Source organism: Planktothrix sp. PCC 11201, from assembly GCF_900009135.1.
Lineage (GTDB): Bacteria > Cyanobacteriota > Cyanobacteriia > Cyanobacteriales > Microcoleaceae > Planktothrix.
Map to the genome: position 1 here is coordinate 152,611 of NZ_LT797693.1, position 12,620 is coordinate 165,230.

The 12,620-nt window shown below is 39.5% G+C and carries 14 protein-coding genes and 1 pseudogene; 4 read left to right on the top strand and 11 right to left on the bottom strand.

Annotated elements, in window-relative coordinates; genetic code table 11:
- Window positions 1-8: 8 nt before the first annotated feature.
- Window positions 9-1,709: a glycosyltransferase family 39 protein gene (locus tag PL11201_RS05410; RefSeq protein WP_079677583.1), complete on the bottom strand. Its 1,701-nt coding sequence runs from the start codon at window positions 1,707-1,709 to the stop codon at window positions 9-11.
- Window positions 1,710-1,761: 52 nt separating this feature from the next.
- Window positions 1,762-3,351 carry a hypothetical protein gene (locus PL11201_RS05415; protein WP_079677584.1) on the bottom strand — a complete coding sequence of 530 codons (1,590 nt, stop codon included), beginning with the start codon at window positions 3,349-3,351 and terminating at the stop codon, window positions 1,762-1,764.
- A 597-nt stretch (window positions 3,352-3,948) separates the two neighbouring features.
- On the opposite strand from PL11201_RS05415, the gene PL11201_RS05420 reads away from it, so the two are divergent.
- Window positions 3,949-4,950: a pentapeptide repeat-containing protein gene (locus PL11201_RS05420; protein WP_079677585.1), complete on the top strand. Its 1,002-nt coding sequence runs from the start codon at window positions 3,949-3,951 to the stop codon at window positions 4,948-4,950.
- A 69-nt stretch (window positions 4,951-5,019) separates the two neighbouring features.
- Here the strand turns inward: PL11201_RS05420 and PL11201_RS05425 are convergent, their stop codons facing one another.
- Together PL11201_RS05425 and clpS are read right to left on the bottom strand one after the other, a co-directional pair.
- A complete protein-coding gene (locus PL11201_RS05425; protein WP_234996616.1) occupies window positions 5,020-5,889 on the bottom strand; it encodes a CPBP family intramembrane glutamic endopeptidase in 870 nt (289 codons plus the stop codon).
- Window positions 5,890-5,915: 26 nt separating this feature from the next.
- Window positions 5,916-6,197: an ATP-dependent Clp protease adapter ClpS gene (clpS, locus tag PL11201_RS05430; protein WP_042154579.1), complete on the bottom strand. Its 282-nt coding sequence runs from the start codon at window positions 6,195-6,197 to the stop codon at window positions 5,916-5,918.
- Window positions 6,198-6,795: 598 nt separating this feature from the next.
- Here clpS and PL11201_RS05435 point away from each other — a divergent pair.
- The 3 genes and pseudogenes from PL11201_RS05435 (at window position 6,796) to PL11201_RS05445 (ending at window position 8,426) form a co-directional block, all read left to right on the top strand.
- Window positions 6,796-7,314 (top strand): DUF3172 domain-containing protein, encoded by a 519-nt coding sequence (locus tag PL11201_RS05435; RefSeq protein ID WP_079677587.1) that lies wholly within the window; start codon window positions 6,796-6,798, stop codon window positions 7,312-7,314.
- Window positions 7,315-7,526: 212 nt separating this feature from the next.
- Window positions 7,527-7,911, top strand: a pseudogene (locus tag PL11201_RS05440) (ISAs1 family transposase); the annotation flags it as partial.
- Window positions 7,912-8,219: 308 nt separating this feature from the next.
- Window positions 8,220-8,426, top strand: coding sequence for an RNA-binding S4 domain-containing protein (locus PL11201_RS05445; protein ID WP_079677060.1), 207 nt, complete (start codon window positions 8,220-8,222; stop codon window positions 8,424-8,426).
- A gap of 126 nt (window positions 8,427-8,552) precedes the next feature.
- On the opposite strand, the gene PL11201_RS05450 is transcribed toward PL11201_RS05445, so the two are convergent.
- The 7 genes from PL11201_RS05450 to PL11201_RS05480 all read right to left on the bottom strand — a co-directional run bounded on the left by PL11201_RS05450 (window position 8,553) and on the right by PL11201_RS05480 (window position 12,536).
- Complete coding sequence (locus tag PL11201_RS05450; protein ID WP_079677588.1) at window positions 8,553-9,053, bottom strand: YceD family protein; 501 nt, start codon at window positions 9,051-9,053, stop codon at window positions 8,553-8,555.
- A 53-nt stretch (window positions 9,054-9,106) separates the two neighbouring features.
- Window positions 9,107-9,583, bottom strand: a complete 477-nt coding sequence (locus tag PL11201_RS05455) for a Jag family protein (protein WP_079677589.1) — start codon at window positions 9,581-9,583, stop codon at window positions 9,107-9,109.
- 5 nt (window positions 9,584-9,588) lie between these two features.
- Window positions 9,589-10,743, bottom strand: a complete 1,155-nt coding sequence (gene yidC, locus PL11201_RS05460; RefSeq protein ID WP_079677590.1) for a membrane protein insertase YidC — start codon at window positions 10,741-10,743, stop codon at window positions 9,589-9,591.
- Window positions 10,744-10,888: 145 nt separating this feature from the next.
- The gene (locus PL11201_RS05465; protein ID WP_079677591.1) at window positions 10,889-11,281 is read right to left on the bottom strand and encodes a PH domain-containing protein; all 393 of its coding nucleotides are present in this window, start codon (window positions 11,279-11,281) and stop codon (window positions 10,889-10,891) included.
- Window positions 11,253-11,657, bottom strand: a complete 405-nt coding sequence (gene rnpA / locus PL11201_RS05470) for a ribonuclease P protein component (RefSeq protein ID WP_079677592.1) — start codon at window positions 11,655-11,657, stop codon at window positions 11,253-11,255. Before rnpA ends, PL11201_RS05465 begins: the two co-directional genes overlap by 29 nt.
- A gap of 109 nt (window positions 11,658-11,766) precedes the next feature.
- Complete coding sequence (gene rpmH, locus PL11201_RS05475; RefSeq protein ID WP_071782564.1) at window positions 11,767-11,904, bottom strand: 50S ribosomal protein L34; 138 nt, start codon at window positions 11,902-11,904, stop codon at window positions 11,767-11,769.
- Between the two features lie 116 nt (window positions 11,905-12,020).
- On the bottom strand, window positions 12,021-12,536 hold the full coding sequence (locus PL11201_RS05480; protein WP_079677969.1) for a DUF2808 domain-containing protein: 516 nt from the start codon (window positions 12,534-12,536) through the stop codon (window positions 12,021-12,023).
- Window positions 12,537-12,620: the final 84 nt, after the last annotated feature.

The window sequence follows — 12,620 nt, forward strand, 5'->3', positions numbered from 1 at the left end:
TAACCCAACTATCGACAATAATATCGTCGATATCGATATCCATTCAACTTAGGTTGAGGACGGGGATCTTGTTGACACCGAAATTGACTAAAATCCGTATTATCTTTTAAATTCACCGCCCATAATTCAAAGGGACGTTGAACTTGAGTTAAAACCATTGTAAAAGTAGGGGAAGGAGTATCTGTTTTTTTCACTAACATAAATTCAGGTAACTTTTTAGCCTGCTGACGCTTAAATTCTAATCCTAATCCCATCAAAGATCGAGTTTCTGCATGAGTTTGATGAGTTGTAGCAATGATCACAGGTGTTTTCGCTTCATTAATAATATAACTGGCTAAACGATCCGCTCCTTGGGATTTTTGAAACCCATAATTTCCTCCTACTGTTAACGCACCCAAACATCCCATAATTAAGGTGAAAATCACAATTTTTTTTCCGTTAGCTTGTAAAATAGGGGGAAGTGAAACCCAAGAATTATTAAAGGTTTCAGGTTGTCTCCAAATAACGCCTAATCCAGAGCCTAAAATTAAAATAAATACAGGAAAGTAAACAAATTGATATCTCGCCGCCAGGGATACGTCCTTTTGTAATCCATAAATTATAATCAAAAATAGGGTCAAAATACTAATTAAAATACCGCCAAAAATTTTAGTTTCAAGTTGAGTTTCAGATGATTGAATATTTAACCTAATGCCTTGAATTATCCCGGGACTGATCCAAACTAAAACCGTCAATAAAATCAATGCTGAAATTGCTGTTATAATTGGAGGAGTTCCTTCAACGGGTAATAGAAATATCTGGGTCATTAACCAGGCAAATAAACGAAATAAAGGCTCTATAAATCCTAATCCCTTAAATTGGGTTGCAATCCAGTCTGTGAGTTGATCATTAGGAATACTTTGTAAAATTGGAATCCAAACTAATCCACTAATTAATGTTCCGAATATTACCGCATAAATCCTTAACCAAGATCTGCTAAAAAGTCCTAATTTATTTCGCCAATCCCTTAACCAAAATCCGGCTATAACCAACCCTTCTGCCCCTAATAACACAATAAAAAAATAGTGACTAGCGATTCCTAATCCATTCACAATAATCCAACCCATGACTTGAATAATAGATAAAGGTTTTTCTCCCTCTAAACTTCTAATTACCTTGACTAAATAGCCTAAAGATGCGATAATAAAAAGTATGGTTATTGTATAGTGCCTGGCTTCCTGTGATAGATAAATTCCGTAGGGAGAAACCGCCATTAATGCGGCTGTAATTTGAGCAAAAATCAGCGATCTAAAGGCAAAATAACTTAAACTAAAAATAGCCGGAATCGATAAAACCCCTAAAATAGAACTGAGAGCGCGCGCCACCGTTAAAGAAACTAATTCTCCCTCCTGAGAAAATAAATTCATCCAGAAATGATTCAGCAAAAAATATAACGGCGGATGATTACTTTCAGTAAACAAATGATAAATAACATCCGATGGTTGACTAGCAGTTTCAAACCGCAAAGGCGATAATAAAATATCTGCTGAAATAATTTGATCTAAAGGAATAGTTTTCAGACCGTGACCCAAACTAAAAACCAAAGTAGAAATTTCAATACTGGATGCTGACTTATTTCCTAAACCCAGAAAGCGCAATAAAATCCCTAGTCCTACCCAAAATAATAGTAAACCTGGATGAAACCATTGGTTATTCGTTATTTTAATCACTGAAAACAATCCTCACAAATAGTAAACCCCTATTATAAAAATAAATAATCCCCTAAAACCGTCTTTCTAATTTCAAACATTGACCTGGAGTTAACTTTCTAATCTCATCCGTTACATCTAACCATGGTTGTAATTGTCCCCGTTGAAACGTGCGACTTAGGGGAATATCCATCGAAGTTTGATCACAACCTATTCCGGCGGAAATTACCCCTCGCCAAGAATCAGCATATAATTCATCAATAATCTGCCATTGATTTTTTTCCCAACGAAATCGCCGAGTAAATCTAAAGGGTGTATCTTGTTTTCCCAGAACAATTTCAGCAGAATTTAACCTCTGAATTTGCTTGGAGAAAAACTTACCCAATATTAACATTAAAACTCGCATAAAAACCAATTTTAACGAAGATAATGGATGCGATTTAACCCAACTTAATCCGCCTTCAATTAAAATTTCATCCTGTTCGACATGAATGGTATAATCACTCATGAGATGGGCTACAGCATTTTTAATTTGACGACCCTGACGAACTTGTAAGGAAAAATGAGTATCCGATAAAATCAGTTTATTTTCTCTAAATAACTTAAAAACTCCCCCTTTATTTAGAGCTACATATAATTCCACATGGGGACGACGTTTAATTAAAATTTCCGCTTCTTTTAACCAAATACTTGCCACGTCTCGCGGCACAGGTTGGGGTCTTCCAGGGATAAAATCTCGCCAAGCTAGTAAATAATTCCAAACCTGATTTCCTAACGAATAATCATCCCCATAACAAGCGGATAAACCATTTTTAATTCCCAGTAAAAATCGGTCATTAATTCTCAACGCATCCGGTAGCCATTCCCCCACTAATTCAAACCCATAGGGGAAAAATTGATAGGTATTTAAACTCCCATATTCCCCGCCATACGACCCATCAGGATGAATAAAATAGGTGACTAATTCTACCGCTTTTATTAAAGATTCTTTCAACCGTAAATCCGATCTCAAATCATCTAATTGAGCTAAAAAAGAAATAGTTAAGCTATGATAACCGGGATCAAAAGTATCACTTTCTTTAAACCATCCCTCCTGACTTTGTAAAGATAATAATTTTTCTAAACGAGAAGCTTTAATTCGATGCCATTTAGAGGTTTGTAACATTTGACCTAAACGTTCTAAACACAAAAGAATTAGAGCTTCCTGACTCGCACTCTGACTAAATTTATAATGGGCTAAACCATGGGCTTGACGTTCAAAACCTTGTAAGGCTTCATAATTCATTAACCCCAATAAATGATAGCTTTCTAAACTGGCAAACAGGGAAAAAGCCGTTGCCCTAGCAGAATGTTCTAAGGGTACATTTTCATCACAAAAACTATCAGTATGAACACTATCAGTGGTATAAATAATACCCGCCTCTACCCAGGTTTTAATTGCAGGTTGTTGATAATAAGGATTATCAGAAATAGGCAGATCATAAACTAAGGCCAGGGGTAATACTAATTCTTGCATTCTACCATTGGCAAAATCTTTAGTTTTATAATGCCAAAAATTTCGATCAAAACAGCCATAGGTTGGACTATGGGGATTTCGATCCAATAATGTTAAAATTTTAGGAATTTGAGTTAACGCTTCACGGGCAAATAAATCTTTACTCACGGTTAATAGTGGCTGTTAGTTGCACCAAACAAATCACCGCCATTGTACCAAAAAAGGTGCGATCGCTATCTTATTTTTCTCATTTCCTAAATCTCCCAGACAACAAATTCTGGATCTACAGATAGTAAAGTTACCTATAATTTCTAGGGTGGAACCTAGCCATGCTATTTTTAACGATAGATAGGCTACTGTCCACTTCCCCCTTTCCCAAACCGAGGAAAATCTAAGAATTGAGATGTTTAAGTCTTTCAAAAAGGTTACAAAAATTTATAAAGCATTAAGTTACAATTGTTGTTGTATACTGAATAATAGAGACAAGATAAATCTGACATTGAACAAAAGCTAGATCGGTTTTTATAAAAATTTCAAGGGTGATCTCTGTCGAAGCGATCAAAGTCGGAGTTCAAGTAATCTCAGCATTATTCCTAAATCTACTAACTTTTTTTAAGAAAATATTGGGTATTTCATAAATCTTAATCAAAACTTAGCGAATTAAAATTGAACCCTGATTAAGTCAAAAAATATCCCCAGCAAGTTTTCTGAAAAAAGGTTGTTTTCTCTGAATTATTTTTTAATTAGAATTTCGAGGATAATACCATGAAAAGTAGTGAAATTGTTGACCGATATCTTAGGGGAGAACGGGATTTTCGAGGGTTAGATCTCACGGCGGAAAATTTAATTGGAGTTACCCTCAATCAAGCCAATCTATCGAGTTCAAATTTAAAGGATGCTTCCCTAGCAAGAGCCTATTTAGAACGTTGTTTCTTACTCAATGCTAACCTGAACGGAGCCTTTTTATATGGAACCAATTTAACCTATGCTAAACTAAAAGGCAGCCACTTAATTGAAGCAGATTTAACTAAAGCCAACCTCCAAGGAGCGCAATTAAATGGCGTTGATTTGACTAATGCAAAACTGAGTGGTGCGATTCTATTTTGTGTAAATTTATTTCGTGCCAATTTAACCGGGGTGAATTTATGTGGGGCGAACTTAAAGGGAATTAATCTCCGGTCTGCCAACCTAGAAAAAGCCAATTTAAACTGGACAAATTTAACTGGAGCCAGATTAAGCGGGGCGAATTTAAGAGGGGCGCAGTTAAATGGAGTCACCTTGAATAGTGCGTTTCTCAATGGATTAAACTTAGAAGGAATTGATTTTAGTGGGTTAGACCTGAATGATGTTAAATTGAGTGGGGCAAAATTGTCTGGCGCAAACTTCATGGGAACAGCATTACAGGCTGCTCAAATGCGATTTTCCAATCTGGAAGGGGCAAATTTACAACAGGCAGATTTGCATGAAAGTGTATTAAAAGGAGCGCAATTTGTTCTGGTCAATTTAATGAAAGCTGACCTCCGGGATGCCGATTTGAGAAATGCAGATTTGAGTAAAGCTAATCTGAATTTAGCCGATTTATCCGGTGCCAATTTAACCGGAGCTAATCTTCAAGGCGCCTATTTGTGGGGGACTAATTTGGATGGTGCTTGTTTAGAAGGAGCGAATTTAACCGGGGCAAGTTTGCGCAATGCCAAACTCAATGGAGTAGATTTACAAAACGCCATCTTATACGGTGCAACCATGCCCGATGGTCAGGTTTATTAACCTTTGTTGTTGGGTGTTGTTGGGCTTTAGCCCTCCCCTCTTGGAACTAAAGCCCAACAAATATGAGAATTACTTTAATTTTCTAAATAACGATTTTTGCCAGATAAAAATTCCAATTGCACTTAAACAAAACAACCCCATCACCCCCGCTAAGGGGTTTTTATCAATTCCAGTGATTGCCTCAGAAACGGTTCCAGAATAATTAATTAACTGCCCAATATTAATTATATAATAACCCCAAACCAAACCCCCATGTAACCCCATGGGTAAACCCAACCAACCGGAGGGACTTAACCGTAAAGTATTAGAAGAAGCCGGAAACCAGGCTAGTTTGGAGACAACTAATATTAATCCCAATAACACTAACCCAGGAAATTGTAAAGCAGTTCTTTGAATTTCTGCTAAAGGTTTAATAAAATGTAACCCCGCAAAAATTATACTATTAATTCCCAAAGCAATTTTCGGGTGATAATCCCGTTTGAGTTCATCGAGTAACCATCCCCTAAAAAATAATTCTTCCGCAAAACCAATTCCCAGGGCAACTAAAAACCCTTCTAAAATAATTCTTAAAAAATTAGGGTTTGCAGGTTGCCATATTACCCAACCGAATAGAGATTCGATTATAAATAATCCTATTAAACTGAATAATCCCAATAATAATCCTTTGAGATAATTTTGATAATTTTTAGGATTAAAAACTAAACCATAGCGAGTTAGAGGGTGAGATTCACGATAAATTATTTTTGCCCAGAAGTGAATTAAAATAATAAACTCGACATAGAGAAAAATTAACGTAATAATACTAACAAAATTGCGATCGCTCACAAACAAATAAAAAGGTGCCGCCAGGGGAAGCCAAAGCAACACCAAAACCAGGAGAAAAATAACAATTCTCAGAAAAGCTGGATATTCTTTTAAAAATTCAAGATCGTATTTCAAACCCATTATCCTATAGTTGAGACGGTTTATTCATCCGGTTCAATAGTGCTAATGAGTCCATGATTTTTCAAGGTTTCGCAGTAAAATTCCGCGTGTTCTTGAGCGCAAGTAATCACCAAGGCAAGATTATTAGTATGAGCCTCCATCATAATACTCACCGCTTGGGGTTGAGTCAAACTGGGAACCGTTGTCATCAACACTTGGACAACATACTCCATGGAATTATAATCATCGTTATGTAGCAAAACCCGATAACGGGGGGCAATTTTTCTAACGGTAGCACTCTTTTGTACGGTCTCAACAGACACGGCTTTTTCTCCTTTTTGACAAAATTAAAGGGTTGATGGTAAATAGACTCTATCAATAATTAGACTTTATACAGTTTAATGAATCATTGCGATGGCGACAAGGTTACTGAATATTGGCGGTTGAAGGTTACGGAGCCCGTCCTCCCTCCCTAACAACCCAAAACCCACAACCAACGGCCAAACGCGATAACATATCAGAAGGGAAATGCCCTACTCTAGTTTGAGTGTTTCAACCCGGTTGAGTTAATGTCAGCACCCCGTACTGAAGTGACGGGACTTCATGCCTCTAACTTCAGTAATAGCTGTCCAGCCTAAGTCTTAACTGACTACGTTTTTTGGGTCACGACACCGGAGAATGCGAAGCTAGTTTTCCGCTCTGTCTCCAGTGATTAAACATCTGTATCGGGTTAAGGAAGTGTTACTGGACTAAAAAGCTCTTAAAACCTTGGCAAAGCTAACTTTACCCTAGCAATAGGAGTTTGGAGGGCTACCATACCCTCCTCCCCGCCAGGGGATTTCGCTGTGTTAAAACACACTGTGTCGTGTTTCCTCTGGTGGTCTGAAGACACGCTCGTTTCCACACTCCCATCATGATCTTATGAGACGTAGAACCAAAATGGCACCTGCTAAATCTTCACTCTTTAATTACACGGCTTTAGCAGTAATTGGCGGGGTACTGATTTTAGGAATTGGGATTGGAATTGCGATTAGTTCCACCACCACCTTAAACCCATCTAACGTAGCCTCTAGCCAATTTATTGACCAAAATGCACCGAATACCGAAACCTGTATTAAATTCGGTGCCAGTGCAATGGTCACGGATCTGCGTGTCTTTGTCACCCTAAACCCCTTCAATGTCTATGTCACACAGCCCAAACTCCAACCCGGATGTGTTCTGCGTACCAGTAACTGGGCGATTTTAAAACAACGGAATCTGCTCAATAATGAACAAGAGCGAGATTGTAGACAACGCATGAATACCTTTGGATTTACGGGAGAATTAGAAACTAATCCCACCATTAACTGTATTTATCAAAACGACGGTGCAGCTAACCTGTTTATTAACCAACCCGGAAGCATTCAACCGCCCACAAGGTCAGAAACAGAGCGATTTTAAATTGCTTAAGGGAATGGGGAATGGGGAATGGGGAATAGAAAGAGTTTACCTCCCCTGCTCCCCCTGCTTCCCCTGCTTCCCCTGCTCCCCCCAGGGCTGTTTCAAAGTCGGGTGAAAAAGAGTAAAGAAAGAGCGATCGCCACCTGATAAAATGGAGAGCGATCGCCATTTTTTTCTAAAATAAAGATGCTAACAAGTTTAATAGAAAATTTAAAGGAAAGTTAATAACTGCGGATGCGTTACATTGTAATGTCACCACAGCCCGAAAGATTATCGAGAGTGAAAACGATTATTTAATCGCGGTTAAGAAGAATCAAATCAAACTGTATAATCAAATCGAAAAAATCACAAAGACGACGAAAGCTGAAAGTATAGATACTCAAAAATAGCGGGGTCATGGACGAGAAATAACTCGTCGGGTATCAGTGTTTAAAAAATCAATAAAATATGAAAATTCATCAAGTACAAGCTGCGACTAATTGGGCACTGCTCAACACCCTAGGATTGAATATTTTCAGAGGTTTAGGATTTTGGTCAATAACAGAGGCAAGAAGGTGGTTAGGAAATCATTGGGATAAATTACTGGCTATCTCTTAATCCGAAAGTTAAAAATGAAAAAATAGAGCAATTAATTTAGGAAAAATAGACAAAAATCGGGTATGCAAGTCTTACTCAGTAGGGAATAAGAATATTTATACTACTTAAATGATATCTCCTATAATTAATATTAATATAGCAATTATATGAAATATTAATTATTCAGAAAATAGCTATAGCAGTCGCCACATCTATTAGGACATTCTTGAAAGCTAAAAGCTGCTCACAGTAAGTATTTACCTATAGCGAGATTGCCTATTCCCTATTGCCTCTTGCTATAACTGTTTACTGTTTACCGATTTTGATTTATGTCTGAAACCATTAAACTCGATCAATTTCTAAAATTTATGGGTGAAGTCTCCACCGGGGGACAAGCCAAAATCCTAATTAAATTTGGTGATGTTGAAGTCAATGGTGAGGTTGAAACTCGCAGGGGACGAAAGTTAGTCACAGGGGATAAAGTGTTGGTTAATGGAAAAACCTTAACGGTTAATTTATCGGAAAAATGGGTTTAAAACCCCTAAGTTCTACTTAGGCTTTTTATTGTAAACCTTTGTTGCNCAATAAATTTTGAACACAAATCAAATAGGATTGCTATATGATTTGTTAACTATGAAATGTTAACTATTAACACCTCTGAATTACTGTAGATTTTGCTTTAAATCTTGTAATGAAGCCCAGCGTTGATCGACAATAGGCTGGGATTCGGTGGATATCGGTTTGGGCAGTTCACAGGGCCCCTCACAGAGTTGGCGTAGGGGCAGAGCTAGACACAATTGTTGATAGAGCCAATCCCCAGGTGAAAAATGACCTTGGGGGTGCAAACTTTCCACAGGTTCATCTAAAGAAATTTCTACTTCAGCTTTAGAAGTATCGACTTTATCTGCCAAAACGTCCAACCAAATCAACTCAGAAGTATCGACCTTCAACCGATGGTTATATTGTTTTAAACATCGGTCACAGGTCAAAGTCACAATCGTTTCCGCCTGAACCACCGCCTCGATATAAGTGGTTTTGTGACTGACACGCATCCGACCTCGAACCGGAGTTAGAGTTTCTAGCTCAGGGAAAAGCTCCTGAAACTCAAATTCTAAAGAGCGGTTTTGTGTCCTGAGTAAGTCTGGGATATAGATGGAGTCCATAATTATTTTCCCACCTGCCAACAATCAGTAAGGCTAAACAAAGTTTTCGGTGTTTAGCCTTTTATTTTAACCACTAAACGACGATCAGGTTCCTGTCCCCGACTATAGGTTTCCAAATCATCGCTTTCTTGGAGAAAGGAATGAATCAGACGTCGTTCTGCTGAAGACAGGGATTTAATTTCCACTTCTCCCCCGGTCTCACGGACACGACTGGCCGCATGGTCAGCTAAGGCCCGCAGTTCTAAATGACGTTGAGTTCGATATCCGTTGAGTTCTACGGTGTAAGAGGTGCGATTTTCGTCCTCCTTGCCCAGATTATGAATCGCGTTGAGTAAATATTGAATCGCATCCAAAACTTCCCCCTCCTGGCCGATTAAAGTTGCCACCTGTTCGGGGGTGAGATTAACTTGATCAATGGTTAACCAACAGGAGTCCGCTTCTAAACTGGGTTTTACCTGGGAGGGAACCGCCCCTAATTTGAGCAATTCCTCCAACCATTCTTGCCCCTGTTGTATATCGCTATTGTTCATTTGTACTATTGAGCCTTTTTCTTAGAACGTCCTGGTTCAAAGGGTAATGCTTCTCTTTCCCCATCAACCGATGCTAATTTAGCGGTCTTACTGGATTCTTCCACAATTTTTTGCAAGTGTTCGGGTAGAGGTTCCCGGGACAAAATAAATGCTTGAACCGTTTGGAAGATATTCGCAATCAGCATATACAGCAACACACCCGCTGGCAGGGGGAAGAAGAAAAACATCCCACTAAACAGTACAGGTGTAATTTTATTAATGGTATCTTGCTGAGGATTGCCACTGCTGGAACCTTGTCCTGATAAGACTTGGTTGAGATATAAAGATACCCCAAAGGCCAGAATCATCCCGACAATATCCCAATGAATCTTACCATCGGGATCAACGGCTCCGACCCGACCCAAGGCATCAATAAACAGAAATCCTTTATCCGAAGCTAATCCCCTCAGACCAACTTGAATCGTGACATCTCCAGGAGCTAAGGCCAGGATTTGACCGTTTTCACCAACTTGGATCTTATCTTCCCCTTTCAGAATTTTCCAGGTAGGGATTAAGTTGACTTCTGGATATTTCTCCAATTCCGATGTTAAGGGTTTACCGTCAACGGTTTGGAGTTCTACCTGTACCTTTTCGTTCACCCCTAAACGATTACCACTGGGAATCATTGCTACAACCGAAGTATGAATTCCATCGGCAAAATAATAGTTTTGAGCTTTCGTGGCGTAGGCTTGGGGCTGAATTTGTTCTATCTGTTCCTGGGGTAAAATCTGTAGGTCTACGCTGTAGTTGACATCAGAAAAGGGTGAACCCCGCAAAGTGGCAAAAAGAGCAAAAAGAATCGGCATTTGAATCAGAAGCGGGAAACATCCAGCTAGGGGGTTTCCCAGTTCTTTGTAGACTCTGCTCATTTCTTCCCGTTGTTTCACGGGGTCATCTTTATGCTGTTGTTGAATTTGATCAACCCGTTCTTTCATCAACGGTTGGGTGACTTTCATTCGCCGCATATTGCGAATGGAACCCGCATTCAAGGGGTAAAGCGCGAAGCGAACCACTAAGGTTAACGCCACAATCGCTAAACCATAACTAGGCACGATCCCGTAGAAAAAATCTAGGATCGGCAACATCACATTATTGGAAAGAAACCCGATACCAAAGTCCATTCTTTTGAGTTTATTGAACTGCTTGCGTCAAATATATATAATTTTAAGAACCATCAGCCGACGCTGGACTAATAGGTTGGCGACAACCCACACCATCCGTCAGCTTTCAGGCTCAACACCGAAAAAACTGCATCCTTTTCCCAGATTAGCGGCTGGTTGTCGCACTGGCTTTTTGGGCCTGGGGTGAGATTTTATCGAGGATAAAATCATAGGCTTCTCGAAATCGAGGGACAGCCCGCAGTTCCAGACGAGACCCATTTTTCAGGGTGACAACCATATCCCCCCAAGTCCCGAGTCCTCTGGGAACCTTCACGATTTTGATGATTTCCGAATAGACAATATCGGTACGATCCTGTCCCATCCATCCACCGATCACAGAGATTCGGCGGTTCGTGATCCGATAGCGCAGCCATAATGCCCGCACAACCGCGCCAATCGCCAGAGGGATGCCAATAACTGTCAGTCCTATTAATAGATTGATAATGAGGTCGCCGATCGCTGGGCCTCCTTCATAAAAACTTTCCTCCCGTATACCCATTTAAAACCTCTGCTTCTACCAACAACTTTTCTAATTCTTGCAGAATTTCTGAATAATTGCACTGATCGGCCGTTGGTTTAACGACGATCACAACGTCCCAACCAGGTGAGATCAAGGGTAAAAACTGATGCCAAACTGCTCTAATTCGACGTTTAATCAGATTCCGAACCACAGCCCGTTTACTGACTTTTTGACTTATGGAAATCCCCATCCTAGTCGGCTGAACACAGGACGAGTCGGTTAAATTTCGTTCTGTTCTATGGGGCTGAACTCGTAATGCCCTCAAGGTTAAATGAGGGGTTTTGCGATGCAGTCCTTTGCTATAGACGGCTTTGAAGTCTTTGGGATGCCGGAGTCGATTGATTTTCGGTAACATTAATTAGGTACTGCTACCCACAAATCCAAAATTTCCTTTAGCTTGATCATCAGGATGGCAATGAGTTCGTGGGAATAGCAATAGGTTTTCTTGAATTGGGATCAAGTAATTAAAACGTTAGACGCGCCCGTCCTTTCCTGCGACGAGCTTTGATAACTGCTTGACCGTTTTTTGTCCGCATTCGTACTCTGAAGCCAGAAACTCTTTTCTTTTTGCGGTTCGTTCCTTGCAGGGTTTGTTGAGCCATTGCTTACCTCCGGTGCCTTTTTGTTAATTTGTTAATTAAAAGTCACAATTTTTCAGTGTATCACATCTTTTGGACTTTAGATGCCGGGTGCAAAAAGCTGCTCCGCAACTACAATATTAATCAATCGTCAAAACCCAGGTTCCCACATAACGCAACATCGGCACATCCCCAGGGGAGCGAATATTGGCATTAAAGTTGAAGACGCCCCCAAAGGTGGGATTTTTGACGTTAGAGAGAACGATTTCTACTTTAGTCCCGGCCGGAATTGGTTCTCGGGGATAAATTTGGATGATATGGTTTTCTTGATCCCAAATCACATCTTCTAAAGGAATGGACTCATTTTCATCTTTGAGTCGAATTTCTACTGATTTAGGATCAATTTTGCCTTTATAGTAATCGGGATAGGTGATGGAAACTTCGGCGATCGCTAAATTTAACTTATCAGCCGGAAGTCTTAGTTTATAACGATCCCATTCTCCCGACCGTCCGCTTTGGAGAAAATAATTTAAGATATTGGTTTTATCGGGGCCACTCAACAAAGTCATCCCCGGTAAACCCTGGGCTTGGGTGATTTTCGCTAAACTGGTCAGGGCTAAACCCGTTATTAATATCGCAGAAAATAGTCGTCGCATATCGGCTCCTGTAAAAAGAATTAAGTTTTGTTTAAATTTTAGCAACTATATCAAAAATAGGTTAAAGGATTAAAAATTTATATC

What these genes read in the sequence shown, in the direction of transcription:
- PL11201_RS05420 (WP_079677585.1), top strand. Translation starts at nt 3,949, where the DNA reads ATGAAAAGTAGTGAAATTGTTGACCGATATCTTAGGGGAGAACGGGAT.
- PL11201_RS05435 (WP_079677587.1), top strand. Translation starts at nt 6,796, where the DNA reads ATGAGACGTAGAACCAAAATGGCACCTGCTAAATCTTCACTCTTTAAT.
- PL11201_RS05445 (WP_079677060.1), top strand. Translation starts at nt 8,220, where the DNA reads ATGTCTGAAACCATTAAACTCGATCAATTTCTAAAATTTATGGGTGAA.
- PL11201_RS05450 (WP_079677588.1), bottom strand. Translation starts at nt 9,053, where the DNA reads ATGGACTCCATCTATATCCCAGACTTACTCAGGACACAAAACCGCTCT.
- PL11201_RS05455 (WP_079677589.1), bottom strand. Translation starts at nt 9,583, where the DNA reads ATGAACAATAGCGATATACAACAGGGGCAAGAATGGTTGGAGGAATTG.
- yidC (WP_079677590.1), bottom strand. Translation starts at nt 10,743, where the DNA reads ATGGACTTTGGTATCGGGTTTCTTTCCAATAATGTGATGTTGCCGATC.
- PL11201_RS05465 (WP_079677591.1), bottom strand. Translation starts at nt 11,281, where the DNA reads ATGGGTATACGGGAGGAAAGTTTTTATGAAGGAGGCCCAGCGATCGGC.
- rnpA (WP_079677592.1), bottom strand. Translation starts at nt 11,657, where the DNA reads ATGTTACCGAAAATCAATCGACTCCGGCATCCCAAAGACTTCAAAGCC.
- rpmH (WP_071782564.1), bottom strand. Translation starts at nt 11,904, where the DNA reads ATGGCTCAACAAACCCTGCAAGGAACGAACCGCAAAAAGAAAAGAGTT.
- PL11201_RS05480 (WP_079677969.1), bottom strand. Translation starts at nt 12,536, where the DNA reads ATGCGACGACTATTTTCTGCGATATTAATAACGGGTTTAGCCCTGACC.